The following is a 25,112-nucleotide window of genomic DNA, read 5'->3' as shown; positions in this document are numbered from 1 at the left end:
AAAAACCGCTCCTTTTAACACCTATTCTAGTTCGTTTTCTTCATAATATCTTGTCACTTTCGATGTAAATAAAACACCGTGTAAATGATCAATTTCATGTTGAATTGCACGCGCTAAAAATCCTTCCGCTTCTAATAAGAATACTTTCCCACGGCGATTTTGCGCTCTTACTTTAATATAATCGGCACGTTCTACTTCACCATAAAGTCCCGGGAAGCTTAAACAGCCTTCGGGACCTACTTGTTCACCACGTTTTTCTAATATTGATGGATTGATTAACTCGATTTTCCCAGTATCATCATCGACATCAACAACCGCTACTTGCAAGCTTACACCTACTTGAGGCGCAGCTAAACCGACTCCGTCCGCAATTAACATTGTTTCATGCATATCTTTCAACAATTTCACTAACTTTTTATCAAAGTTAATTACTCTTTCGCATGGTGTTTCTAACACTTCATTTGGATGCTTTATTATTTCTAAAACTGCCATATTTCCCTCCGCTACATTAACATTGTTGGATTAAAATCAATTGAGATTTGTAGCTCTTTTTGCATTTCTGCTTGATAATGTTCATTTACCATTTTGAGCACGTTCTTTAAGTTTGGTTCCCGTTTGTATTTTATCATGCATTGATAACGATATCTATCTTTTATCCTTGGAATCGCTGAAGCAACTGGTCCTAGCACCATTGTTTGCTGTGAGCAATGCGTTCGTAAATACGAGGCAATTTTTTCCGTCACTTGTACCGCTTTTAATAATTCTGGATGAGATACAGTTACGAGTACAACATAGTAATATGGGGGATATTGTCTTGTTCGTCTCATTTGCATTTCTTGGTCAAAAAACACATCATATTGTTGGTTCTTCGCTAACTCTATGCTGTAATGTTCTGGCGTATACGTTTGAATCACAACTTCCCCTGGCAATTCATGTCTACCCGCTCGTCCACTTACTTGCGTCAATAACTGATATGTCTTTTCACTTGCCCGAAAATCAGGTAAGTGAAGCATCGTATCTGCAGTTAAAACCCCAACGAGCGTTACTTTCGGAAAATCTAATCCTTTAGCAATCATTTGTGTTCCAAGTAATATATCTGCTTTTTCTTCCCCAAACGCCTTTAATAATTTTTCATGCATTCCTTTTCGACTTGTCGTATCTACATCCATTCGAATGACTCGCGCCTCTGGAAATAGTTTTGTAATTTCTTCTTCTACCTTTTGTGTACCTGTACCAAAGAAACGAATGTATGTACTTTGACAAGCTGGACACTCAGTTGGCATATTCTCTTCGTAACTACAATAATGACATTTTAAACGATGATTCATTTTATGATATGTCAATGAAATATCACAATGCGGACATTGTACAACATACCCACAATCACGGCACATAATAAATGTAGAATGACCTCTTCTATTTAAAAAGAGTACCATTTGTTCTTTCTTTTCTAATCGATCTGCTATTTTTTCATGCAGCGCCTTAGAAAACATTGATCGATTCCCGTCACGAAGTTCTTCTCGCATGTCAACAATCTCTACCGTTGGTAAAGCTTGTTCATTCATACGTTTTTCCATTGTTAGTAGTTTATAAACACCTTTTTTCGCCCTTGCAAACGATTCAAGTGTTGGCGTCGCACTACCAAGAACGATAGGACATTTATGATATTGTCCTCTCCAGACAGCTACATCTCTTGCATGATACCTCGGATTATCTTCTTGTTTGTAACTTGATTCATGCTCTTCATCAATAATAATAATCCCTAAATTCTCAAAAGGCGCAAAAACAGCTGAACGCGCACCAACTACAACTTTCACTTCTTTTCTTAAAATCTTACGCCACTCGTCATACTTTTCTCCAACAGACAACGCACTATGAAGAACTGCAACTTGCGAGCCAAACCTACCTTTAAAACGATCCACCATTTGGGGCGTTAGTGCAATTTCAGGGACAAGAACGATAGCTTCTTTTCCTTTCTTGAGCACTGCTGCTATAGATTGTAAATATACTTCTGTCTTTCCACTTCCTGTAACACCATATAGTAAAAATGGATTATAAGTTTCATTTGTAATTGATGATAAAATCGGTGTAATAACTTGTTTTTGTTCCTCCGTAAGTGGAAATGGTTTTGTTTGTTCAAAATCATCATCGTCATACGGATTTCGGTATACTTCCACATACTTTTCTGAAATGAATCCCTTTTTAACAAGTGCTTTTATTGGAGCATCTGTTATTTGTAACTCTTCTGTAATTACTTTCAACGGTGCACTTTTATAATTTTCCACAAAATAATAAAGTACATCTTGTTGTTTTTTACTTTTCAGTTCAAATGCCGCTAATTCCAATTTATCTTCTGGCAACTCCGGCTGAACCACTCTTTGCTTCTTCTTTTGTACTTTATCTTTCACTTGATAAACGACTTCAACCGTACCATTTTTAATTTCTTGTTGAATAGTTCGGTATAAATGTGGCTGTTGCTCGATTACTTCAAAATCAATTGCTTCTTTATCCTGAAATAAATATAGTATTTCTGGTGCTATTTCTTCCTGTTTACAAAGTTGTAGACGTTTTTTATACGTTGCTTTTATCGCAGTTGGAAGCATCACTTGAAAAGCTGAAATCATGTAGCATAACGTTTCACTTGTAAGCCAATATCCAAGCTTTAATAATTCATCATTTAAAACTGGTGTTACATCTAATATTTCATGGATTGTCTTTAACTTCTTACTTTCTACATCCACCGAATCTTTAATCCCAATAATAAAACCTTGCAATTTTCTTGGCCCAAACGGAACTACTACACGCATTCCTGTCTGTACAATATCTTCCCATTTTTTAGGGATAATGTAATCAAATGGTCGATCTGTCTGACGGGCAGGTACATCAACAATTACACTTGCAAATTTCATAAACGATCATCTTCTAACATCATTTCAATTTGCTTCAATATTTCACGAGCTACCTCTTTTTTCATTAAAAGTGGCAACTCAATAACTTTTCCATCTTTTCTATACATTGTTACAATATTCGTATCCGTGCCAAATCCAGCTCCTTGTGCTTTTACATCATTCGCGACAATCATATCTGCATTTTTCTCACGTAGTTTTTTCGTTGCATATTCCTCTACATTTGTCGTTTCAGCAGCAAAACCGATAAGTAACTGTTTATCCTTTTTCTGACCTAACGTTTTTAAAATATCCACCGTTCTTTCAAGTTCAATGACAGCATCACCATTTTGCTTTTTCATTTTATTCTCATGCACATATTTCGGACGATAATCTGCAACTGCTGCTGTTTTAATGACAACGTCTACGTTTTGATAATGTTGAAGAACTGCTTCTAACATATCTTGTGCAGATTCCACTTGTACTGTCGTTACATGTAACGGTGGATTTAATGCTGTCGGTCCTGAAACGAGTATAACATCAGCGCCTAAATTTGCTGCCACTTCCGCAATCGCATACCCCATTTTTCCAGAAGAAAAATTCGTCATAAAACGAACTGGATCAACCTTTTCACGTGTTGGGCCAGCAGTTATTAATATTCTTTTTCCCTGCAATGGTTTGTGTTCTGAGAAAGCTTCCTCTAACCGTGCAATAATTGCTTCTGGTTCTTCTAGTCGTCCCTTCGCTACATATCCACATGCTAAAAAGCCTTCCCCAGGCTCAATAAATGTATATCCTAGCGTTTTCAATGTCATCATATTTTTTTGAACTATTTTATTTTCATACATATGCACATTCATAGCAGGCGCAATCCATACCGGAGCTGTAGTAGCTAACAAAGTAGTTGTAATCATATCATCTGCAATACCACCAGCTAACTTTCCAATACAATTGGCAGTAGCAGGTGCGACAAGTACAACATCCGCCCAATCTGCTAAATCAATATGAGCAATAACAGCTGAGTCTTTCTCATCAAATGTATCCGTATATACATCATGGCGAGAAAGCGCTTGGAATGTAAGAGGCGTAACAAACTTCATTGCCGACTCACTCATCATTACTTTTACAATCGCGCCAGATTGTGTCAATTTACTCGTTAACGCAGCTGCTTTAAAAACCGCAATGCCTCCTGTTACACATAGAAGTATCTTTTTCCCTTTTAGCATATGACTCGTCCTCTTTCTTTTTCAAACTTATAATACTGAAATAGAATTCTCAGCTCGTCAGTACCGATATTTCATTCCTTTCGTAAAAAAATAACAACCTACTTGTAAATAGGTTGTTACCGTTACATAGAAAATTATAAAGTCTATGTTTTATTTTGTCGAAGGCAAAGGCTTATTCAGCTACTTTATCTTCACTTGGTACGTAGCTTAATGCTTCTGCATCGATTTCTTCTAATGCTTTACCTACACATTTATGAGAAACAGGTTTTTCTACAACACAGTTATTAGCAAGTTGCATTTCACGTGCGCGTTTTGCAGCCACTGTTACTAAAGTGTACTTAGAATCGATTTTTTGTAGTAATGAGTCAATTGATGGATTTAACATAATTATAGACCCTCCGTCATTTCTTTATAATATTTTGCTACCCTTTCGCGGCGGCAATGTTCGCCAACCACAATTGCTTTAATTCTATCACAAGCTAATTCAACTTGATCGTTTTCTACTACATAGTCGTAAGCGTCCATCATCTCGATTTCTTCTTTCGCTACAGTTAAACGATTTTCAATAACATCTTCAGTCTCTGTACCACGTCCGACAATACGGCTCTTTAGTTCAGATAAACTTGGAGGTGCTAAGAAAATAAATACACCTTCTGGGAAAGCTTTCTTAACTTGAATTGCTCCTTGCACTTCAATTTCTAAGAATACATCTTTTCCTTCTTGTAATGTTTTTTCAACATAGTCAATCGGTGTTCCGTAATAATTACCTACGAACTCAGCCCACTCAAGTAATTTTTCATTACGAATCATTTCCTCGAATTCTTCTCTTTCTTTAAAGAAATAATCCACACCATCTACTTCACCTTCACGCGGCTTACGTGTCGTTACTGAAATAGAGTATTGAAAACGTGTATCCTCATGGCTAAACAGCTCTTTACGAACCGTCCCTTTTCCAACCCCAGAAGGCCCTGAAAGAACGATGAGCAATCCTCTTCTACTTCTCATAAATATGTAAAACCTACCCTTCCTCACTTAAATCTTCTTTATTATTCAAACGATGTGCAATCGTCTCTGGTTGAATTGGACTTAATACAACATGCCCATCATCCATAACAATAACCGCCCTTGTTTTTCTCCCATAAGTAGCATCAAGCAAAGCATTATGTTCGCGTGCTTCCTGTACTGTTCGTTTAATAGGAGCTGACTCCGGACTTACAATAGCAATAATTCGATGAGCAGATACAATATTTCCGTATCCAATATTTAAAAACCGCATGGCCATAGTTTGCGCCTCCTAGTAAGTCTATCCGATTTCTCCACCACGTATAACTTTATATATTTTTTGAAAGCTACTCAATATTTTGTACTTGTTCACGAATTTTTTCAAGGTTATTTTTCATTTCTACAACATATTTTGAAATTGTTAAGTCATTTGCCTTAGAACCAATCGTATTAATTTCTCTATGCATCTCTTGCACAATGAAATCCATTTTCCTTCCAACAGGCTCTTCAATCTGCAATGTTTCACGAAATTGCTCTAAATGACTTTGCAAACGAACTAACTCTTCATGAATATCACAACGCTCTGCAAAGATTGCGACTTCTGTTAGCAATCTTTGTTCATCTAGATCTTGATTATGTAATTCTTTTAAGCGATTTTCTAATCGTTCACGATATTTTTGTGTAACAATCGGTGCATGTGGAATAATTGCATTTACACAATTGCTAATTTCTTGTAAACGATACGCTATATCTTTATGTAATCGTTCTCCTTCGCCATCTCTCATCGTTTTCAACATATGAGCAGCTTGACGAACAGCCTCATATAAACTGTTCTCAAAATGTTCATTTACATTTTCTATTTCTTCAATTGCTGTTACTTCTGGCATTGCCATTAATTGTTCGAGTGTAATAGAATCTTGTAATTGAAATTTCCCTTTTATATCTTCCATCATCGATTGGTACTGCTCAAGAAGTGACCAATTCACACTTAATTTTCTTTCAACAAGTCCTTCACCTGCTATACTAATAGACACTTCGATGCGTCCACGTCGAACTTGCTGTGCAATTATTTTACGAATTTTGTCCTCAAATACCATCATTTGCTTAGGAAGTCGAATACTCATCTCTAAAAAACGGTGGTTCACCGATTTCATTTCTACTGTAATTTGAAAAGTATCACTTTCTACTTTCGATCTTCCAAACCCTGTCATACTAGAAATCATTTTTATCACATCCAAGCCATAAAATAACTCAATGAAAAAGGTAATAGAGACAAGGCTCTACTACCTTCTGTAAATTATATCACATTTTCATAACATTGACTATTTCAAGTTTAATCCCTTCTTATATAACATCGGCTTTTTCTTCTTAGCCTTTTTCCCTGTTAATAAAGAACCTACTAGTAAGAAAGTCGGAATTGATGACAAACCTCCAATTAATAACCAATCTCTTGCTTGTATCGGCATTGTGCTAAAGATCGGTTGTAACGGTGGATAATATATAACCACTAGCATAAGTAGTAACGAAATAATAACCGCCCCTACTAAATACACGTTCCCAAATGGATTACGGTGAAAGACAGAATGCTCACTACGACAATCAAATACATGAATAAGCTGTGCAAGTACCAACGTCGCGAACGCTACAGTTTGTGCATATTTCAGTTCATTTGGATGTTGGTTATACGCAATAATAAACGCCACTAACGTCACTGCTCCAATTAAAAACCCTCGACTTATTATTTTCCACGCAAGCCCTCTAGCGAATACCCCTTCTTTCGGGTGACGCGGTGTTCTCTTCATCACATCTCCTTCAGCCTTATCCAAACCTAATGCCATCGCTGGTAAACCATCAGTAACTAAGTTCACCCATAAAATTTGAATAGGAACCATCGGCAGTGGTAATGCAAGTAACATCGCAAATAACATAACTAAAATTTCTCCAACATTTGACGCCAATAAGTAGCGAATGAACTTACGTATGTTCTCGTATATATTTCTTCCTTCTTTAATCGCTGACTTAATTGTAGCAAAATTATCATCTAGTAAAACAAGTGAAGAGGCTTCTTTTGCAACATCTGTCCCTGTAATCCCCATCGCTATCCCAATATCCGCTGTTTTTATAGCTGGAGCATCGTTCACTCCATCACCTGTCATCGCTACTATATGTCCTTGATTTTGCAATGCTTTAACAATTTTCAATTTATGCTCAGGTGATACACGAGCGAATACATACGTATCTTCTACAACATTTTCTAATTCCTCCACATCCATATTCGCGAGTTCTACTCCTTCAACAACGCGTCCATCTGGTGGTAAAACTCCTAATTGTTCAGCAATCGCCATTGCTGTCACTTTATGATCACCTGTAATCATTACTGTTCGAATACCAGCTTCTTTACACTCTTTTACCGCCTGCGCGACTTCTGGCCTTGGCGGGTCAATCATACCTTGTATCCCAACCAACATAAAATCTTTTTCAACGTCTCTTTCATGTTCAATAGAATCCGTGACTTTTAAAGGTTTAAACGCAACTGCAATTGTTCGAAGCGCTTGACTACCTAAGCTATGAATAGCCGCCTGTACTTCTTTTCTATATAGCTCACTTAACGGCTGCTGCTTATCCCCCCATAAGATTGTTTGGCTCATTTGCAAAAGAACATCCGGTGCTCCTTTCGTAACAATAAACTTTTTCCCCTCTCGATCTCGTACAATAACACTCATCATTTTTCGAGTTGAATCAAATGGAAATTCACGAATAATTTCAAATTTCCCTTTCAATGCCTCACGTGTTATCCCAGCTTTCATTGCTGCAGCTACAAGCGCTCCCTCTGTTGGATCTCCATCTAATACGTACGCCTTTTTCTTTTGCATAATATTTGCATTGTTACATAGTGAACCAAATGTAAGTAGCTGATAAAGTGATTTTGTCTTAGCTGGATTCACTTCTTTTTCACCTTTCATAAAAGAGCCATTAGGTTCATATCCTTGCCCTGTCACTTTCCACAATTCTCCGCCTGACCACATATGTGTTACCATCATTTTGTTTTGCGTCATTGTTCCCGTTTTATCAGAGCATATAACAGAAGCGCAGCCTAACGTTTCTACGGCCGGTAACTTCCTTACAATTGCTCTCTTTTTTATCATACGCTGTACACCAAGTGATAAAGCTACTGTAACAATTGCTGGCAATCCTTCTGGAATAGCCGCAACAGCTAGCGATACCCCAGCTAAAAACATATGATATACTTCATTCCCTTGATACACACCAGCCAATACAACGAGCGCTGTCAAAATAAGAGCTACAATAATTAATATTTTTCCGAGCTGTTCTAACCTTCTTTGCAGTGGCGTTTCCATTTGCTCTGCATTTTGCAACATATTTGCAATTTGCCCCATCGCTGTATTCATACCAGTTGCTACAACGACTCCTGTACCAGATCCTCGCGTAATCATTGTCCCCATAAAAGCCATATTTTTTTGATCACCAATTGCAACATCTTGCCCTTGCAATGCTTCTACCTTCTTTTGTACAGGTACGGACTCCCCTGTCAAAGCAGACTCTTCAATATATAAACTTGATGCCTCAACAAGACGCACATCAGCCCCAATACGATCACCACTGGAAAACTTAATAATATCACCTAAAACAAGTGCTTTAGATGGTGCTTTTACCCACTTTCCATTCCGCATTACAGTAACTTGCGGGGCGGCTAGTTCCTTTAAAGCTTCCAATGATTTTTCAGCTTTTCTTTCTTGAAAAAAGCCGAGAATACCATTGATAATAACAATGGCAACAATAGCAATAGAATCAATGTATTCACCTAAAAACGCAGAAACAATTGTTGCTCCAAACAAAACGAGTACCATGAAATCTTTAAACTGTGCTAAAAATACCATTAGTGCAGAAGGCCTTTTTGCTTCTTCTAATTCATTAGTACCAAATTTCTTTACTCGCCCTTCTGCTTCTTTCTCTGTAAGTCCAACCTTTACATTCGTATTCGTTCTTTCTTCCACTTCATGTGCTCGCATTCCATACCAGTTCATCCTGCTATCGACCTCCTGATTCCAGACATACTCTATTGAAAGCTTATTCAGCCTCGTCCAAAAAAATGCTATAATTAACATTTAGTTAGAAAGGAGTGTTCATTTATGGCATTCGATGGATTATTTACAAGAGCGATTACACATGAAATTGAAAATTCTCTTTACACAGGAAGAATTTCCAAAATATATCAACCTTCAAAATACGAGATTTTATTACATATTCGAGCGAATGGAAAGAACCAAAAACTAATTCTTTCATCTCATCCTACATATGCGCGTATGCACTTAACGAATCAAAACTACGATTCGCCAGCAATACCGCCGATGTTCTGTATGCTTCTTCGCAAACATTTAGAAGGTGGATTTATTGAAAAAATTGAACAAATCGACTTAGAACGCATTATTCAAATTACAGTTCGCAGTCGTAATGAGATCGGAGACGAATCATTAAAAACATTAGTAATTGAAATAATGGGACGACATAGTAACATTATCTTATTAGATACGAAAACAAACGTGATTTTAGATAGCTTAAAACACGTTTCATTAGCCGTAAACCGTCACCGAACTGTATATGCTGGTGCTGAGTACGTCGCGCCACCAGCCCAACATAAAATCAATCCTCTGCAAATTGAAACCGCAGATGATTTTATTAGACCGCTAGACTTTCTATCTGGAAATATGGATAAACAACTCGTCGGTGCTTTCATGGGAATATCCCCATTATTTGCAAAAGAAGTAGTAAAGAAAGCCGGTATGGTAAACGAGAAAGCATTATCAGAAGCATTTTTCTCTGTACAAACACCATTACTATCTCATGCATATACACCTACAATGATTACTGCAAATGGAAAAGAATTCTTTTATCTTTTCCCTCTTACACACTTGCAAGGAGAAGAAAAAACATTCTCATCAGTGAGCGAATTGTTAGATCGTTTCTTCTTTGGCAAAGCAGAACGTGATCGTGTAAAACAACAAGCTCATGATTTAGAACGCTTTATGCAAAACGAAAAAAATAAAAACGAGAAAAAACTCATTAAACTCGAAAAAACACTGCAAGATGCTGGAAAAGCAGATAAATATCAACTATTTGGAGAGCTACTTACAGCCAATATGTACGCTTTAAAAAAGGGCGATAAAGATATTGAGGTCGTTAATTATTACGATGAGAATGGTGGAACTGTAAAAATCACATTAGATCCTTTAAAAACACCATCTGAAAATGCACAACGCTATTTCCAAAAGTATCAAAAAGCAAAAAATTCAGTTGTTGTTGTAGAAGAACAAATTGAAAAAACAAATGACGAAATTCTTTATTTTGATAGCTTACTTCAACAAATGGAAGCTGCTTCTTCAAAAGACATTGAAGAAATTCGTGAGGAATTAGCTGAAGAAGGTTATGTGCGCAATCGCAAAACGAAAAACGCAAAGAAAAAGCCTACTAAACCAGTATTAGATAAATATGTAGCAAGTGATGGCACAGAGATTTTCGTTGGTAAAAACAATAAACAAAATGATTATTTAACAACGAAGTTTGCCCGCCGTGATGAAATTTGGTTACATACGAAAGATATACCTGGCTCTCACGTTGTCATTCGTTCTTTAGAGCCTGCTGAAGAAACTTTACTAGAAGCTGCCAAAATTGCTGCCTATTACAGTAAAGCGAAAGAGTCTAGCTCTGTACCTGTTGATTTCACCAAAATACGCCATGTCAAAAAACCGAGTGGTGCAAAACTTGGTTTTGTTACGTACGACAATCAGCAAACCGTATATGTAACACCAGATGCTGATATTGTAATGAAATTAAAAGCATAAATAAAAAAATGCGTTGCTTGTATGCAGCGCATTTTTTATATGTTTTCAATTTCGTTGCTATATCCATTCAATATTGTCAAAAAAATTGACAGTATCATTTCACATTTGTATAAATTTTTTTACAGCATGTAAATAAAGTACAAGTGTAACTCCAATCATTTTTCCCCATCCCCCTGCTATTCATTGAAGCAATCTAGATTTTATGAACAAACCGTCTCCCACAAATTACGGGCTATTTTTTTATCTCCCCTAAAATATATGTTGTCCCTACTATCCTTTCTTCAAATATACATTTTGGCACGCTATTTGCTTTATTCAATACTATGAATAGGAGGAATTAACATGACTTTAAAAATTAATAAAATCCAAAATCAACTACAAAACTATGAAATTGACGGGTTACTTATTACAAAAAAAGAAAATCGCCAATATGCAACAGGCTTTACAGGTAGCGCTGGCGTCGTCTTAATCTCTGCCGATCAAGCTGTTTTTATCACTGATTTCCGCTATGTAGATCAAGCAAAATCACAAATAAAAGATGCTGAAATTATTATGCATAAAGGAAATTTAGAAAAAGAAATTGCACATCAAGTATCGAAATTAAACATTCAAAAACTTGGAATTGAAGAAAACAACATGACATTGCAACAATATAAAAACTTGCAAAAATACGTACAGGCGGAAATGATTCAAGTGTGCGAAATTATCGAAAATATTCGTATCATTAAAGACACGCCTGAAATAGAAACAATGAAAATTGCAGCTAATATCGCGGACGAAGCATTTCACCACATTCTTACGTTTCTAAAACCAGGAATAAGTGAAAATGCTGTACGAGATGAATTAGAATTTTTCATGCGAAAAAAAGGTGCTGCATCTTCATCATTTCAAATTATTGTAGCTTCTGGTGTTCGTTCTTCTCTTCCACATGGAGTTGCATCAAATAAAATAATTGAACGAGGCGACATCGTTACATTAGATTTCGGTGCACTTTATGACGGATATTGTTCTGATATAACACGTACTGTAGCAATAGGGGAACCATCGGAAGAATTCAAAAAAATATACAATGTTGTACGAGAAGCGTTAAAACGTGGGACTGAAGCGATTAAGCCTGGAGAAACCGCGAAAAGTATCGATGATGTAACAAGAAACTACATTACAGATTGTGGATATGGTCAATATTTTGGTCATTCTACTGGTCATGGTCTTGGCTTAGAAATACATGAACCTCTTCGCTTATCCCAAGAAAGTAAAGCTACATTAAAAGAAGGTATGGTTGTTACAGTTGAACCAGGTATTTACATACCAAACTGGGGCGGTTGTAGAATTGAAGACGATATCGTCATTATAAAAGACGGATATGAAGTTATTACAAAATCAAATAGAGAACTAATTGTAATCCCTTGTTAAAATCATGGCCTTTTTAAAAGGAGTTTTTCTCTACACATAGAATTCCTTCTCTGGAGTATTCGTTTAAAGAGGGGGAATTTAAATTGAATTTTGTAATTGATAAAATAGAGGGTTTACAAGTAGAATTTTCAAATCTTGTTTCCATGATGAATTACGCTCGCTATACAACAATGCAAGCAGTGGAAGGTTTAACAATTGAAGAACTTGATCATTTATATGATAAGGACGCAAATTCAATTGGTATGTTATTGTACCATATGGCTGCTATTGAATTTTACTACCAAATTCATACCTTTGAAGACCGTGAACCGACGGAAGCTGAATTAGAACATTGGTTACCTGCTATTGAGTTAGGGAACCTTGGACGCGAGAAAATAAAAGGAAAATCTATAAAATTTTACATCAATACATTACAAGAAGTACGTTCCAAAACGATTGCAACATTTCAATCATTACCTGATGAATGGCTGTTTAAAACAACAGACTTTTGGTATGACAAACCAGCTAACAACTACTTTAAATGGTTTCACGTTTTTGAAGATGAAATCAATCATCGCGGACAAATTCGTTTAATTAAAAAAATGCAAAAAGCCCATTCAGTAAAATGAGAAAATGCCACCGAATAAGGTGGCATTTTCTTTTATTCATTAACGAATAACTTTTCGTTTAATTTTTTAGTGACTATCGCTACCAACATTAAAATGCAAATTAAATATAGTAATTTCGCAATAAACAACCATCCTTGAAACATTACAATTCCATCTATTATTTCATTTCCTTTTAATAACAAAAATGGGATCATACTAATTATAATGATAAACTCGATACTGAAAAGCATTTTCTTTTTTCGACTATATGCTTTCCATTCATTCCAGCGATACATAGGAGCAAAAATCAATACGCCAATACATAATATAACTGGTACCCATCCACTGTTAAGAAATTGCCCTGAAATAACTGATAATAGTAAACAAACGAGCACACCATAATATCCTATTCTCTCTCTTATTCGTACTCCCCCATTCTACTTCTCCTCAAATTCCATTTTTAGGATCAATTGTATTGTAACATCCATTTATCGTCCTTACCATTACAGTACATGAAATTTTACTTTTTTCTTTTTCCTATACTCACATACTTTCACTGCTTTCATACAATAAACTACACGAATGCCTAAAGGATGTGAATGTTATGGGAGTTGAATTAACGCTATTACACGCTCTCTACATTATTTGTTTACTCACTATTATTACCTTTTTTATTCTCCGGAAAGATACGACGATTATTTGTATCGTTTTTATCTTTTTATTAGCATTAACTGCAACAAGTTCTATCCCTCTTGCCATTAGCGGGATTTTTCAAAGTTTCATTTACGCCATTACTGAGCTATTACCAACTATATTAATCATCTCCATTATCGTATCAATGAGCAATTTACTCGTTCATACTGGCATAAATGATACGATGATTTCACCATTTACAAAAATGATTCGTACACCTACACTCGCCTACTGGATTATCGGCCTTTTAATGATGACCATTTCTTTCTTCTTTTGGCCTTCTCCAGCTGTCGCCTTAATGGGAGCTATTTTATTGCCGGTTGCTGTACGTGTCGGTCTTCCTCCAATTGGGGTTGCAATTGCTATGAACTTATTCGGACACGGCATCGCCTTATCTGGCGACTTCGTTATTCAAGGTGCACCGAAATTAACTGCAGACGCGGCTGGTCTCCCTGTTTCCAGCGTCGTATCTGCAAGTGTTCCACTTGTTATCGTTATGGGCATTGTGACAACTTCCGTCGCTTTTTTCTTCTTACGAAAAGAGTTTCATACAGGCTTATCTATACAAGAATCTATTCCATTAACTGCGTCTTCTAAAACGCTCACTTCATTATCTCCTCGCACAAAGAAATGGCTCGCTATATGTATCCCTACCGTATATATCATTGATATCCTTTGCATGATTCAATTTAAACTACAAGGAAGCGACGCAACTGCACTTATCGGCGGAACGACTGTTATTATGATTATCATCATTTCACTCATCGCCTACAAAGGTAATGGACTAAATAAAACAACCGATTATTTTATAGAAGGGCTCCAATTTGGATTTAAAATCTTTGGTCCAGTTATTCCAATTGCTGCACTCTTTTATTTAGGAGATAGCGGCTTTGTGAAAATTATCGGAGACTATTTACCGAAAGGTTCACATGGAATCATTAACGACTTAGGTATTGCCTTATCTCAAACGGTCCCTTTAAACCAATACGTATCGGCGGGAACATTAACTATCGTTGGTGTCATAACAGGCTTAGATGGATCTGGTTTTTCCGGTATATCGCTTGCTGGTTCCATTGCAAACCTTTTCGGAACAGCTTTAGGTCATGGAACAGCTACATTAACAGCACTCGGACAAATTGCGGCTATATGGACCGGGGGCGGGACGTTAATTCCTTGGGCGCTTATTCCTGCTGCTGCAATTTGCAAGGTAGATCCATTTGAACTGGCACGCCGAAACTTTTTACCGGTTGTTATCGGTTTAATTGTCACCACTATCTTTGCGATGTTTATTTTATAACGTAAGCAAGTGTTCTCTTGCTTACGTTTTTTCTTGTAAAATTCATCATGAATTACTGGTTTTCAACAGGGATTCGTTATCCCTTAGCGAAATTATATTAGGAGAGTAATTTTTTCAAAACGTTTACGAGAAACAGATTACTGCAATTAGAAAAGGGGACATAACTATGAATGAATTGATTTTCGTCTTATTAATTTGTCCGTTACTTATCTTTATCGTTTCTGTTATTGGAACGCGCAAGTCGAAAACGTATTACGTAATGCCGATTGTAACGTTTGCTAGTTTTTTAATAATAGGTGTTATCGCCTTTACTCCAAAATTTTTCTTTTGGGTCGGCATGTATAGCATTTTCTCATTTATTGTTTCTTATGTGACTCTATTGTTTGTAAGAGGATATAAGCTTGCAGAAAGCACTAAGTAGTTAAGGAGATTGTAATATGATTTTCTTTGATATTGATGGAACTTTACTTGAATTTTTAACAATGATATAAAAAAACGACCGCGTTCCCCCGCAGTCGTTTTTTTCGTGTTACGCTGTGATCCAAGCTTCGTTAGCTGGATTTTTACGCCACTCTTGTAATTTTTTCGTTTCAGCTTGTCCAATCATACCTTTTTCTGCTGCTACTTCAGTTAATGCACTGTAATCGCTTAAAGAGTATGATACTACGTTAGCTGCTTCTAGTTTTTCTTTTCCTGCTTCAAGCTCGTATGTGAAGATTGATACGATTCCTAATACTTCACATCCAGCTTCGCGAAGTGCTTCTACACATGTAATTGCACTACCGCCAGTTGAAATTAAGTCTTCTACTACTACGACTTTTTGACCTTTTTCAGCTTTTCCTTCGATTTGGTTCCCTTTACCGTGACCTTTTGCTTTACTACGTACGTAGCACATTGGTAAATCCATACGATCGCTTACCCATGCAGCGTGCGCAATACCAGCAGTTGCTGTTCCTGCAATAATTTCTACAGTTGGGAAGTGCTCTTTAATTAACTCTTCTAATCCAGCTGCAATCGCTTGACGTACTTTTGGATAAGATAAAGTTAAACGGTTATCACAATAAATTGGTGATTTCATACCTGAAGACCAAGTGAATGGATCATTCGGTTGTAAAAATACTGCTCCAATTTCTAATAAATGCGATGCGATTTCTTTTTTCATACTGTTACACCTTCCCACTGTTGTTTTACTGTTTTATACGCTTCAAGCGGATTTTCTGCTTTTGTAATACTACGTCCAACTACGATGTAGCTTGAGCCAAGTTCCCTCGCACGTTTCGGTGTTGCTACGCGCACTTGGTCATTTACATCATCGCTTGCAAGACGAATCCCCGGTGTTACTGTTACAAATTCATTTCCGCATACTTCACGTAATTTTGGAACTTCAAGTGTTGAACAAACAACGCCATCAAGTCCACTTTCTTTCGTTAATTTTGCATAATGAGCAACCGCTTCTTCTAACGTTTTCTCAATGCCGATCTCTTTTTTCATCATAGCTTCCGAAGTGCTTGTTAGTTGTGTAACTGCAATACAAATCGGTCTCTCTTTTCCTTCTTGCTTACCTTCCTCTAATCCCTCAATCGCAGCTTTCATCATGCTGCTTCCCCCAGCAGCATGAACATTTACCATATCAACATCTAGACTAGCTAGGCTACGCATAGCGCTTTTTACTGTATTCGGAATATCATGAAGTTTTAAATCTAAGAAGATCTTATGTCCCTTTTCTTTTAAGTACGTAATAATCGCAGGGCCTTCTTTGTAAAATAACTCCATACCTACTTTGACAAATAACTCTTCCCCTTCAAAGTGGCGTAAGAATTGTTCTACTTCTTGTTTCCCTGGAAAATCTAGTGCAACGATTAACGACTGTGACATGTTTGCTTCCAGCTCCTTCCTTGACATTCCGAAATGTGATCAAATCCTAATTCATCTAATAATGCTGGTAACTCTTCAATAATTGTCGGGCATACGAACGGATCGATAAAGTTCGCTGTACCTACTGCAACTGCGCTTGCGCCAGCATAGAAGAATTCAATTACATCTTCAGCTGTTTCAATACCACCCATTCCGATAATTGGAATGTTAACCGCTTGGCTTACTTCATGTACCATGCGAATTGCTACTGGCTTAATCGCAGGACCTGATAATCCGCCTGTACGGTTTGCTAAAATTGGTTTAGCTGTTTTTAAATCTAGACGCATACCAAGCAATGTATTAATCATCGTTAAACCATCTGCACCTGCATTTTCAATCGCTTTTGCAATTTCTACTATGTTTGCCACGTTCGGTGACAATTTCACGTATACAGGTACTTCAGAAACCTCTTTTACTCGCTTCGTTAAATCAGCAGCAATTTCAGGATTTGTACCAAAGGCGATACCACCTGTTTTTACGTTCGGACAAGAAATGTTTAATTCTAGTGCATGGACATTAGGCGCTTTAGAAATTTCCTTCGCAACCGCTACGTAATCCTCAGCTTGTGAGCCTGCAACGTTTGCAATAATTGGAAGGTCAAATTGTTCTAACCATGGTAATTCCGAATTCATTACTTTGTCTAATCCCGGGTTTTGAAGTCCGATTGCATTTAGCATGCCGCCTGGTGTTTCAGCAACACGAGGCGTTGGATTTCCATAACGTGGTTGTTCTGTCGTCGCTTTAATCATGATTGATCCTAGTACACTTAAATCGTAAAACTGTGCATATTCACGACCAAACCCAAAGCATCCAGATGCCGGTATAATTGGATTTTTTAATGATAATCCTGGTAATTCAACTTGCAATCTGTTCATAGTACAACCTCCCCGATTGGAAATACTGGTCCGTCGCTACACACCTTCTTGTAAGAATGTCCACTTGGATCTTCTTGTAAGTGGCATACACATGCGAAACAAGCTCCAATACCACAGCCCATACGTTCTTCTAATGAAATATAGGCTTTTTTCTCTTTGTAACGTCCTTCTAATGCACGAAGCATCGCTAGCGGACCACATGAATAAAGAATATCAAAGTCAATTCCGTAATTATCAATTACATCTGTGACAAATCCTTTTGTACCGTGTGTACCGTCTACTGTCGCAACGTACGTATCACCAAGTTCTGCAAATTTTTCTTCATAGAAAACTACATCTTTCGTTTGAAAGCCTAAGATGTGAATAACACGTACACCTTTTGCAACGAGGCGCTGTGATAATTCATAAAGTGGTGGTACACCAATTCCCCCACCTACTAGTAAAGCTGTTTGACCAGCTTCTGCTTCTTCTACAGGAAAACCGTGTCCTAATGGTCCTAGTACATCTACCATTTCACCTTGTTTTCTAGTTGCTAATGTTTTTGTCCCTTGTCCTTCGGCACGATATAGCATTGTAAATTCGTTCTTCTCTTGATCTACATTACAAATACTAATTGGGCGGCGCAGAAGGGGCGCAATGCCCTCTGCTACCTTAATGTGTACAAACTGCCCTGGTTCGTTCATTTGCTGTACTAACGTTCCTTGAAGCACTAATTCGTAAATATTTTTTGCGATTTCTTTTTGGTTAACGACGATCATATTTTGGTTTTGCATCATGCATGTACCACCTCGTGACGCTTTGTTTGCGTAATTTCTTTCATTGAATGAGCTGAGAATGTCATAGATTCTAATACTCGTAAGATTGCTCTTGTTGTATCAAGTGATGTTAAGCAAGCCACACCATTTTCTACTGATTCACGGCGAATGCGGAAACCATCACGCGCTGGTTGTTTACCTTTTGTTAATGTGTTAATTACAAACTGTGCTTTTCCTTGACGGATAATATCTAGTAAGTTGTAGTCTTCAGAATCAATTTTGTTTACAACTTGTACTGGGATATTTTGCTCTTCTAATGATTGTGCTGTTCCAGCTGTTGCTAATAAGTTATAGCCGATTTCGTGGAAACGTTTTGCAATTTCCATCGCCTCTTCTTTATCTTTATCCGCTACAGTAATGATTACTGAGCCGTGCGTTGGGATGTTAATTCCAGAAGCAACTAATCCTTTATACAATGCTTTTTCAAGCGTTAAGTCTTTACCCATTACTTCCCCTGTTGATTTCATTTCAGGTCCTAATGTTGTATCAACTGAGCGTAGTTTTGCGAATGAGAATACCGGAGCTTTTACATATACTTCTTTCTCTTCTGGGTGATAGCCAGTTCCGTATCCTTGCTCTACTAGGTCTTGCCCTAAAATAACTTTCGTTGCAACATTCGCCATCGGTACGCCTGTAATTTTACTTAAGAACGGTACTGTACGGCTTGCACGTGGATTTACTTCAATTACGTACACTTGATCTTTGAATACTACAAACTGGATATTTAGTAATCCAACAATGTTTAATCCTTTTCCAAGTGCAATTGTATGTTCAATGATTTGTTCTTTTAGTTTTTCAGATAAACTTTGTGGTGGATATACTCCAATTGAGTCACCAGAGTGAACTCCAGCGCGTTCAATATGTTCCATAATACCTGGAATGAATACATTCTCACCATCGGAAATTGCATCTACTTCAATTTCTTTACCAACCATGTAACGGTCGATTAATACTGGGTGATCTGCATGAACTTTAACTGCATTTTTCATGTAGTGCAGTAGTTCTTCTTGACGATATACGATTTCCATCGCACGTCCACCTAGTACGTAAGATGGTCTTACTAATACTGGGTAACCAATTTCTTCTGCGATTGCTACCGCTTGTTCTACAGTCGTTGCTGTTTTACCAACTGGTTGTGGGATGCCAAGTTTTGTTAAAGCAGCTTCGAATTTATCACGATCTTCTGCACGATCTAAGTCTTCAAGTGATGTTCCTAAAATTTTCACACCGTGTTCTTCTAGTTTCGCTGCTAAGTTAATTGCCGTTTGTCCACCGAACTGAACGATAACACCTTCTGGTTTTTCTAAATCGATAATATGCATTACATCTTCAATCGTTAATGGTTCAAAGTATAATTTGTCAGAAATACTGAAGTCTGTTGAAACTGTTTCTGGGTTGTTGTTAATGATAATTGCTTCATATCCAGCTTCTTTAATTGCCCATACTGAGTGAACTGTTGCGTAATCAAACTCAACACCTTGACCAATACGGATCGGACCAGATCCTAGAACTACTACACTCTTACGATCTGTTACAATCGATTCATTTTCGTCCGCATATGTGCTGTAGTAATATGGCGTTGCAGATTCAAACTCTGCCGCACAAGTATCTACCATTTTGAATACTGGCATCATATTATTTTCTTTACGCATATCGTAAATTTCGCGCTCCGTTTTGTTCCAAGCTGCTGCAATGTAGTGATCGCTGAAGCCCATTTCTTTTGCAGTTTGTAGTACTTCCATATTTCCTACATTCGCTTTTACTTCACGTTCCATATTTACGATGTTTTCAACTTTTTGTAAGAAGAAGAAGTCCATTTCACACCATTCATTGATTTCTTCTTTCGTTACACCTTGGCGAATTGCTTCTGCTACAATAAACAGTCGTTCATCATCCGCTTTAATGATACGTTTTTTCATCGTTTCTTTATCAAGTTCTTTTAAGTGGTCTAATTCTAAGTGATAAATGCCAAGCTCTAAAGAACGAACTGCTTTTAGTAATGATTCTTCTAAGTTACGTCCGATTGACATAACTTCACCAGTTGCTTTCATTTGTGTTCCAAGCGTTCTGTTCGCTGATTCAAACTTATCAAACGGCCAACGTGGAATTTTTGAAACAACATAGTCTAACGCTGGCTCGAAGCAAGCGTAAGTTTTTTGTGTTACTGGGTTTACGATTTCATCTAACGTTAAGCCGACTGCAATTTTTGCTGCTAATTTCGCAATTGGATATCCAGTTGCTTTAGATGCTAGTGCAGATGAACGACTTACACGTGGATTTACTTCGATTACATAGTATTGGAAGCTATATGGATCTAGTGCAAGCTGAACGTTACATCCACCTTCAATTCCTAGTGCACGAATAATTCGTAATGACGTGTTACGTAACATTTGGTATTCACGGTCGCTTAGCGTTTGGCTCGGTGCTACAACGATTGAATCACCTGTATGAACACCAACTGGATCGATGTTTTCCATGTTACACACTACAATCGCGTTATCATTTGAATCACGCATTACTTCGTATTCAATTTCTTTACAGCCAGCAATACTTTTCTCTAATAAACATTGTGTTACTGGGCTATGTTTTAAACCACTTGTTACGATTTCAATTAGCTCTTCTTCGTTATGACAAATTCCGCCGCCCGTTCCTCCTAATGTGAACGCTGGTCGAACGATTACTGGGTAACCAATTTCGTTTACAAATCCATATGCTTCATCAAGGTTATGAATAATTTCACTTGGTGGTGTTGGTTCATTTAAATCTTGCATTAATGTACGGAATAAATCACGATCTTCCGCTTGCTCGATTGCTGATAATTTTGTTCCTAAAATTTCAACTCCGCACTCGTCAAGTACGCCTGATTTTGCAAGTTCAACAGCCATGTTTAAACCTGTTTGACCACCTAATGTTGGTAGGATTGCATCAGGACGTTCTTTACGAATAATACGGCTTACGAATTCTAATGTTAATGGCTCGATGTATACTTTATCTGCTGTTGCAGTATCCGTCATAATTGTTGCTGGGTTAGAGTTAACAAGGATTACTTTGTAACCTTCCTCTTTAAGAGATTGACAAGCTTGTGTACCAGAGTAGTCAAACTCCGCTGCTTGCCCAATTACAATTGGTCCTGATCCGATTACTAAAATTGTGTTAATGTCTAGGCGTTTTGGCATAACTCTTCCCCTTCTTTCTTGAAGTTTTCAATCATTGTTAAGAAATCTTCGAATAAATCATTTGCATCTTCTGGTCCCGCTGAAGCTTCTGGATGGTATTGTACTGTAAATGCCGGGAACTTCTTATGACGAAGACCTTCTACCGTTCCATCGTTTAAAGCAACATGTGTAATTTCAAGATCTGTATTTTCAACTGATTCTTCTTCTACTGCGTATCCGTGGTTTTGAGATGTAATTGCTACTTTTCCAGTTGCAAGATTTTTTACTGGATGGTTTAAACCACGGTGACCAAATTTCAACTTACTTGTATTTGCACCTGATGCTAGAGCGAACAATTGATGTCCTAGGCAAATTCCGAATAAAGGAACTTTACCGATAATGTCTTTTAACATTTCAATTGCTTCTGGTACATCTTTCGGATCTCCAGGTCCATTACTTAACATAATTCCATCTGGGCTAAGGCGTAAAATTTCTTCCGCTGTTGTGTTGTAAGGAACTACAATTACATCACAGTCACGCTTATTTAATTCTCGTAAAATACCATGTTTCATACCGAAGTCTACTAGTACAACTCGGTGACCACGACCTGGGCTTGGGTATGGATCTTTCGTTGATACGCGTTTTACATGATCTGTAAATACTGTCGCTTTTAATTGGCTTACAATGTACTCTACATCTGCATCCATGTTACAAAGGCGTCCACGTAATGTACCGTATTGACGAATTTTTCTCGTTAATTTTCTCGTATCAATCCCTGCTAATCCTGGGATATTTCTTTCTTTCAAGTAATCATTTAACGAAATTTCATTACGGAAGTTTGATGGGTGATCACAAATTTCGTTTACGATTAAACCATTTACAGATGGGTGAATGGATTCAAAATCGTCACGGTTAATGCCGTAGTTTCCGATTAATGGGTACGTGAATGTTACGATTTGACCGCAATATGATGGATCAGATAATGTTTCTTGATATCCAGTCATTCCTGTTGTAAATACAACCTCACCTGACTTTTCGATTTCGCCTCCGAAACCTGTTCCAATTAATACTGTTCCATCTTCTAAGATAAGTTGTCTTTTCATACTAATGCACTCTCCTTTTGCCATGCGATCTTACCACCAACGATTGTCATTACCGGCCATCCTTGGCATTTCCAACCTGCGAATGGTGTATTTTTTCCTTTTGATAAGAATGTTGTTGGGTCAATCTCTTCTTCTTGTTCTAAATCAATGATTGTAATATCAGCTGCTCTACCTTCTTTTAGGCGACCTGCTTCTAAGCCGAATGTATCAGCTGGCTTTTCTGTTAAGAATTGAATTAACTGTTCTAGCGTAATAACTCCCTTTTTCACAAGGTTTGTGTATAGAAGCGGGAATGCTGTTTCAAAACCAGTAATTCCAAACGGTGCTCTTTCAATTCCTTGTGCTTTCTCTTCCGCTGTATGCGGTGCATGGTCAGTTGCGATCATATCGATCGTTCCATCTAATAAACCTTCAATTAATGCTGCATGGTCTTCTTTTCCACGAAGCGGTGGGTTCATTTTAAAGTTAGGATCAGCTGATGGGATATCATCTTCACATAACACTAGGTGATGCGGTGTTACTTCTGCTGTTACTTTAATTCCAGCGCGTTTCGCATCACGGATTACACGTACAGAACCTTTCGTACTTACATGACATACGTGATAGTGGCAATCTGCTGCTTCAGCAAGCAGTATATCCCTTGCAATATGTACAGATTCACATACTGATGGGATACCGTTTAATCCGTGTTTCTCAGAAAACTTCCCTTCATGTACACAACCTTTATTAATAAGCGTATTCTCTTCACAGTGCGCAACTACTGCCATATCTAATTTTGCTGCACGTTTCATAGCCGCTAACATCATGCTCGCATCTTGTACGCCTACGCCGTCATCTGTGAAAGCAAATGCTCCAAGTTCTTTTAATGTTTCGAAATCTGTCATTTCAGAACCAGCTTGACGTACTGTAATTGCTCCGTATGGTAGTACGTTAACATGAGCTTTTTCTTCAATACGTTTTTGCAAGTCTTCCATATGTTCTCTGCAATCTGGTACAGGGCGTGTATTTGGCATTGCGCAAATTGTAGTGAATCCACCTTTTGCCGCTGCTAGTGTACCTGTTTCAATTGTTTCTTTATGTTCACCACCTGGTTCACGAAGATGTACGTGTACATCTACTAATCCAGGTGCGATTAACTTTCCGTTCACATCGATTACTTCAGCATTATCTGCCGTAATATTTTCTGCTACCTTAGCGATTTTACCGTCTTGTACGAGAAGATCCGTTGCTACGATTTTTCCTTCTTCATTCATATAACGACCATTTTTAAACAAATAATTCATGTTTCATTCCTCCTAATACATTTGGTAAGGCGCGTTTTAGTACAGCCATTCTTACGTAAACTCCATTTTCCATTTGTTTAAATATACGTGAACGCTCACACTCAACAAGTTCACTTGCAATTTCAACATCACGGTTTACAGGAGCTGGATGCATAATAATGCTTCCTTCTTTCATACGCTTTTCTCTTTCTACTGTTAATCCGTGTTTCTCATGATATTCTTTCATAATGTCTGTTTCATAATGATCATGACGCTCATGTTGTACACGGAGTAACATCATTACATCAACTTCTGGAACAAGTTCATCTAATGGTTTGTATGTTCCAAATGTGTTGTCTTCATCTTTCCACTCTTCTGGACTTGCAAAGTAAATTGTTGCACCAAGCTTCGTTAATGCTTCTGCATTAGAACGTGCTACTCGGCTATGACGAACATCTCCTACTATTGCAATCTTCAAACCTTCAAATCTTCCAAACTCTTGTTTAATTGTAAGAAGGTCCAGTAGGCACTGTGTTGGGTGGTTTCCGCATCCATCTCCAGCATTTAAGATTGGAATATTCACCTGATCTTTTAGTTCATCGAAGTAGCGATCTTGCTCGTGGCGGATGACCACTGCTTTTGTTCCGATTGATTCTAGTGTTCTTATCGTATCGTATAGAGTTTCTCCTTTTTGTACGCTAGATGCATCAGCTGAAAAGTTTAAAACATCAAGTCCTAATCTCTTCTCAGCAACTTCAAAGCTAAATCTCGTTCTCGTACTATTCTCAAAGAACAAGTTCGCAACAAAAGTTTGCTCTGTCGTTTTGCTCTCTTTTCCATTCGCAAAATCTTCTGCATCTTTTAGGATTTCTGAAATTTCTACTTCCGATAATTCACTCATCGTTAACAAATGGCTCATCGTCATCCCTCATCTTTCTGATTTTTATGTTACCACTTCTGAATTTTTATAACAACCTTTGCATAAAAATACCCTAATCGTGTGAGACTAGGGTGCAAGAAAGAA

At 37.5% G+C, this 25,112-nt stretch carries 22 protein-coding genes; 5 read left to right on the top strand and 17 right to left on the bottom strand.

Features of this window, described 5'->3' with window-relative positions; translation table 11 throughout:
• Nucleotides 1–21 precede the first annotated feature (21 nt).
• The 8 genes from def to DN404_RS15095 form a co-directional block, all read right to left on the bottom strand.
• Nucleotides 22–492 (bottom strand): peptide deformylase, encoded by a 471-nt coding sequence (def, locus tag DN404_RS15130; protein WP_000279455.1) that lies wholly within the window; start codon nucleotides 490–492, stop codon nucleotides 22–24.
• A gap of 11 nt (nucleotides 493–503) precedes the next feature.
• Entirely contained in the window at nucleotides 504–2,909 is a 2,406-nt protein-coding gene (gene priA, locus DN404_RS15125) for a primosomal protein N' (protein ID WP_149215160.1), read from the bottom strand.
• Nucleotides 2,906–4,111, bottom strand: coding sequence for a bifunctional phosphopantothenoylcysteine decarboxylase/phosphopantothenate--cysteine ligase CoaBC (gene coaBC, locus DN404_RS15120; protein ID WP_000911750.1), 1,206 nt, complete (start codon nucleotides 4,109–4,111; stop codon nucleotides 2,906–2,908). Before coaBC ends, priA begins: the two co-directional genes overlap by 4 nt.
• Before the next feature lie 172 nt (nucleotides 4,112–4,283).
• A complete protein-coding gene (gene rpoZ / locus DN404_RS15115) occupies nucleotides 4,284–4,496 on the bottom strand; it encodes a DNA-directed RNA polymerase subunit omega (RefSeq protein WP_000933960.1) in 213 nt (70 codons plus the stop codon).
• A 2-nt stretch (nucleotides 4,497–4,498) separates the two neighbouring features.
• Complete coding sequence (gene gmk / locus DN404_RS15110) at nucleotides 4,499–5,116, bottom strand: guanylate kinase (RefSeq protein ID WP_001257741.1); 618 nt, start codon at nucleotides 5,114–5,116, stop codon at nucleotides 4,499–4,501.
• A gap of 13 nt (nucleotides 5,117–5,129) precedes the next feature.
• Complete coding sequence (gene remA, locus DN404_RS15105; protein ID WP_001251456.1) at nucleotides 5,130–5,393, bottom strand: extracellular matrix/biofilm regulator RemA; 264 nt, start codon at nucleotides 5,391–5,393, stop codon at nucleotides 5,130–5,132.
• A gap of 67 nt (nucleotides 5,394–5,460) precedes the next feature.
• On the bottom strand, nucleotides 5,461–6,336 hold the full coding sequence (locus DN404_RS15100) for a YicC/YloC family endoribonuclease (RefSeq protein WP_000625866.1): 876 nt from the start codon (nucleotides 6,334–6,336) through the stop codon (nucleotides 5,461–5,463).
• Nucleotides 6,337–6,435: 99 nt separating this feature from the next.
• Nucleotides 6,436–9,159: a calcium-translocating P-type ATPase, SERCA-type gene (locus DN404_RS15095; RefSeq protein WP_006928320.1), complete on the bottom strand. Its 2,724-nt coding sequence runs from the start codon at nucleotides 9,157–9,159 to the stop codon at nucleotides 6,436–6,438.
• Nucleotides 9,160–9,264: 105 nt separating this feature from the next.
• Here DN404_RS15095 and DN404_RS15090 point away from each other — a divergent pair, with 105 nt between their 5' ends.
• From DN404_RS15090 to DN404_RS15080, 3 genes are all read left to right on the top strand, one after another.
• Nucleotides 9,265–10,974, top strand: coding sequence for an Rqc2 family fibronectin-binding protein (locus tag DN404_RS15090; RefSeq protein ID WP_149215159.1), 1,710 nt, complete (start codon nucleotides 9,265–9,267; stop codon nucleotides 10,972–10,974).
• Between the two features lie 342 nt (nucleotides 10,975–11,316).
• Nucleotides 11,317–12,387 carry a M24 family metallopeptidase gene (locus DN404_RS15085; RefSeq protein WP_149215158.1) on the top strand — a complete coding sequence of 357 codons (1,071 nt, stop codon included), beginning with the start codon at nucleotides 11,317–11,319 and terminating at the stop codon, nucleotides 12,385–12,387.
• Between the two features lie 83 nt (nucleotides 12,388–12,470).
• Nucleotides 12,471–12,995 carry a DinB family protein gene (locus DN404_RS15080; RefSeq protein ID WP_149215157.1) on the top strand — a complete coding sequence of 175 codons (525 nt, stop codon included), beginning with the start codon at nucleotides 12,471–12,473 and terminating at the stop codon, nucleotides 12,993–12,995.
• Between the two features lie 32 nt (nucleotides 12,996–13,027).
• Here the strand turns inward: DN404_RS15080 and DN404_RS15075 are convergent, their stop codons facing one another.
• Nucleotides 13,028–13,396, bottom strand: a complete 369-nt coding sequence (locus DN404_RS15075) for a YoqO family protein (RefSeq protein ID WP_049107494.1) — start codon at nucleotides 13,394–13,396, stop codon at nucleotides 13,028–13,030.
• 182 nt (nucleotides 13,397–13,578) lie between these two features.
• On the opposite strand from DN404_RS15075, the gene DN404_RS15070 reads away from it, so the two are divergent.
• Nucleotides 13,579–14,964, top strand: a complete 1,386-nt coding sequence (locus DN404_RS15070; protein WP_006928318.1) for a hypothetical protein — start codon at nucleotides 13,579–13,581, stop codon at nucleotides 14,962–14,964.
• 166 nt (nucleotides 14,965–15,130) lie between these two features.
• Nucleotides 15,131–15,385, top strand: a complete 255-nt coding sequence (locus DN404_RS15065) for a YbeF family protein (RefSeq protein ID WP_006928316.1) — start codon at nucleotides 15,131–15,133, stop codon at nucleotides 15,383–15,385.
• Between the two features lie 108 nt (nucleotides 15,386–15,493).
• On the opposite strand, the gene pyrE is transcribed toward DN404_RS15065, so the two are convergent.
• The 8 genes from pyrE to pyrB are packed head-to-tail and all read right to left on the bottom strand — an operon-like array spanning nucleotide 15,494 to nucleotide 25,007.
• Nucleotides 15,494–16,126: an orotate phosphoribosyltransferase gene (gene pyrE / locus DN404_RS15060; protein WP_000711443.1), complete on the bottom strand. Its 633-nt coding sequence runs from the start codon at nucleotides 16,124–16,126 to the stop codon at nucleotides 15,494–15,496.
• Nucleotides 16,123–16,839 carry an orotidine-5'-phosphate decarboxylase gene (gene pyrF, locus DN404_RS15055; protein ID WP_006928308.1) on the bottom strand — a complete coding sequence of 239 codons (717 nt, stop codon included), beginning with the start codon at nucleotides 16,837–16,839 and terminating at the stop codon, nucleotides 16,123–16,125. Before pyrF ends, pyrE begins: the two co-directional genes overlap by 4 nt.
• Entirely contained in the window at nucleotides 16,824–17,753 is a 930-nt protein-coding gene (gene pyrD, locus DN404_RS15050) for a dihydroorotate oxidase B catalytic subunit (RefSeq protein ID WP_001081049.1), read from the bottom strand. The genes pyrF and pyrD overlap by 16 nt, the downstream gene beginning before the upstream one ends.
• A complete protein-coding gene (pyrK, locus tag DN404_RS15045) occupies nucleotides 17,750–18,529 on the bottom strand; it encodes a dihydroorotate oxidase B electron transfer subunit (protein WP_149215156.1) in 780 nt (259 codons plus the stop codon). The genes pyrD and pyrK overlap by 4 nt, the downstream gene beginning before the upstream one ends.
• Complete coding sequence (gene carB / locus DN404_RS15040) at nucleotides 18,526–21,744, bottom strand: carbamoyl-phosphate synthase large subunit (RefSeq protein WP_001126101.1); 3,219 nt, start codon at nucleotides 21,742–21,744, stop codon at nucleotides 18,526–18,528. Before carB ends, pyrK begins: the two co-directional genes overlap by 4 nt.
• Nucleotides 21,729–22,826 (bottom strand): carbamoyl phosphate synthase small subunit, encoded by a 1,098-nt coding sequence (locus DN404_RS15035; RefSeq protein ID WP_000828680.1) that lies wholly within the window; start codon nucleotides 22,824–22,826, stop codon nucleotides 21,729–21,731. Before DN404_RS15035 ends, carB begins: the two co-directional genes overlap by 16 nt.
• Nucleotides 22,823–24,109, bottom strand: a complete 1,287-nt coding sequence (gene pyrC, locus DN404_RS15030) for a dihydroorotase (protein WP_001108367.1) — start codon at nucleotides 24,107–24,109, stop codon at nucleotides 22,823–22,825. The genes DN404_RS15035 and pyrC overlap by 4 nt, the downstream gene beginning before the upstream one ends.
• The gene (pyrB, locus tag DN404_RS15025; RefSeq protein WP_000018849.1) at nucleotides 24,093–25,007 is read right to left on the bottom strand and encodes an aspartate carbamoyltransferase; all 915 of its coding nucleotides are present in this window, start codon (nucleotides 25,005–25,007) and stop codon (nucleotides 24,093–24,095) included. The genes pyrC and pyrB overlap by 17 nt, the downstream gene beginning before the upstream one ends.
• Between the last annotated feature and the right edge of the window lie 105 nt (nucleotides 25,008–25,112).

The sequence above is a fragment of the Bacillus sp. TE8-1 genome, from assembly GCF_008368855.1.
GTDB lineage: Bacteria > Bacillota > Bacilli > Bacillales > Bacillaceae_G > Bacillus_A > Bacillus_A cereus.
The sequence above is the reverse complement of the archived record's forward strand: the minus strand, read 5'-3'. Positions and strand labels throughout refer to the sequence as shown.

Excerpts from the sequence above, each read along its gene's own strand:
- pyrE (WP_000711443.1), bottom strand. The coding sequence starts at position 16,126 with ATGAAAAAAGAAATCGCATCGCATTTATTAGAAATTGGAGCAGTATTT.
- pyrC (WP_001108367.1), bottom strand. The coding sequence starts at position 24,109 with ATGAATTATTTGTTTAAAAATGGTCGTTATATGAATGAAGAAGGAAAA.
- gmk (WP_001257741.1), bottom strand. The coding sequence starts at position 5,116 with ATGAGAAGTAGAAGAGGATTGCTCATCGTTCTTTCAGGGCCTTCTGGG.
- carB (WP_001126101.1), bottom strand. The coding sequence starts at position 21,744 with ATGCCAAAACGCCTAGACATTAACACAATTTTAGTAATCGGATCAGGA.
- coaBC (WP_000911750.1), bottom strand. The coding sequence starts at position 4,111 with ATGCTAAAAGGGAAAAAGATACTTCTATGTGTAACAGGAGGCATTGCG.
- DN404_RS15095 (WP_006928320.1), bottom strand. The coding sequence starts at position 9,159 with ATGAACTGGTATGGAATGCGAGCACATGAAGTGGAAGAAAGAACGAAT.
- DN404_RS15090 (WP_149215159.1), top strand. The coding sequence starts at position 9,265 with ATGGCATTCGATGGATTATTTACAAGAGCGATTACACATGAAATTGAA.
- pyrD (WP_001081049.1), bottom strand. The coding sequence starts at position 17,753 with ATGAACAGATTGCAAGTTGAATTACCAGGATTATCATTAAAAAATCCA.
- pyrF (WP_006928308.1), bottom strand. The coding sequence starts at position 16,839 with ATGTCACAGTCGTTAATCGTTGCACTAGATTTTCCAGGGAAACAAGAA.
- DN404_RS15070 (WP_006928318.1), top strand. The coding sequence starts at position 13,579 with ATGGGAGTTGAATTAACGCTATTACACGCTCTCTACATTATTTGTTTA.
- remA (WP_001251456.1), bottom strand. The coding sequence starts at position 5,393 with ATGGCCATGCGGTTTTTAAATATTGGATACGGAAATATTGTATCTGCT.
- pyrK (WP_149215156.1), bottom strand. The coding sequence starts at position 18,529 with ATGATGCAAAACCAAAATATGATCGTCGTTAACCAAAAAGAAATCGCA.
- pyrB (WP_000018849.1), bottom strand. The coding sequence starts at position 25,007 with ATGAGCCATTTGTTAACGATGAGTGAATTATCGGAAGTAGAAATTTCA.
- rpoZ (WP_000933960.1), bottom strand. The coding sequence starts at position 4,496 with ATGTTAAATCCATCAATTGACTCATTACTACAAAAAATCGATTCTAAG.
- DN404_RS15085 (WP_149215158.1), top strand. The coding sequence starts at position 11,317 with ATGACTTTAAAAATTAATAAAATCCAAAATCAACTACAAAACTATGAA.
- DN404_RS15100 (WP_000625866.1), bottom strand. The coding sequence starts at position 6,336 with ATGATTTCTAGTATGACAGGGTTTGGAAGATCGAAAGTAGAAAGTGAT.
- def (WP_000279455.1), bottom strand. The coding sequence starts at position 492 with ATGGCAGTTTTAGAAATAATAAAGCATCCAAATGAAGTGTTAGAAACA.
- priA (WP_149215160.1), bottom strand. The coding sequence starts at position 2,909 with ATGAAATTTGCAAGTGTAATTGTTGATGTACCTGCCCGTCAGACAGAT.
- DN404_RS15065 (WP_006928316.1), top strand. The coding sequence starts at position 15,131 with ATGAATGAATTGATTTTCGTCTTATTAATTTGTCCGTTACTTATCTTT.
- DN404_RS15035 (WP_000828680.1), bottom strand. The coding sequence starts at position 22,826 with ATGAAAAGACAACTTATCTTAGAAGATGGAACAGTATTAATTGGAACA.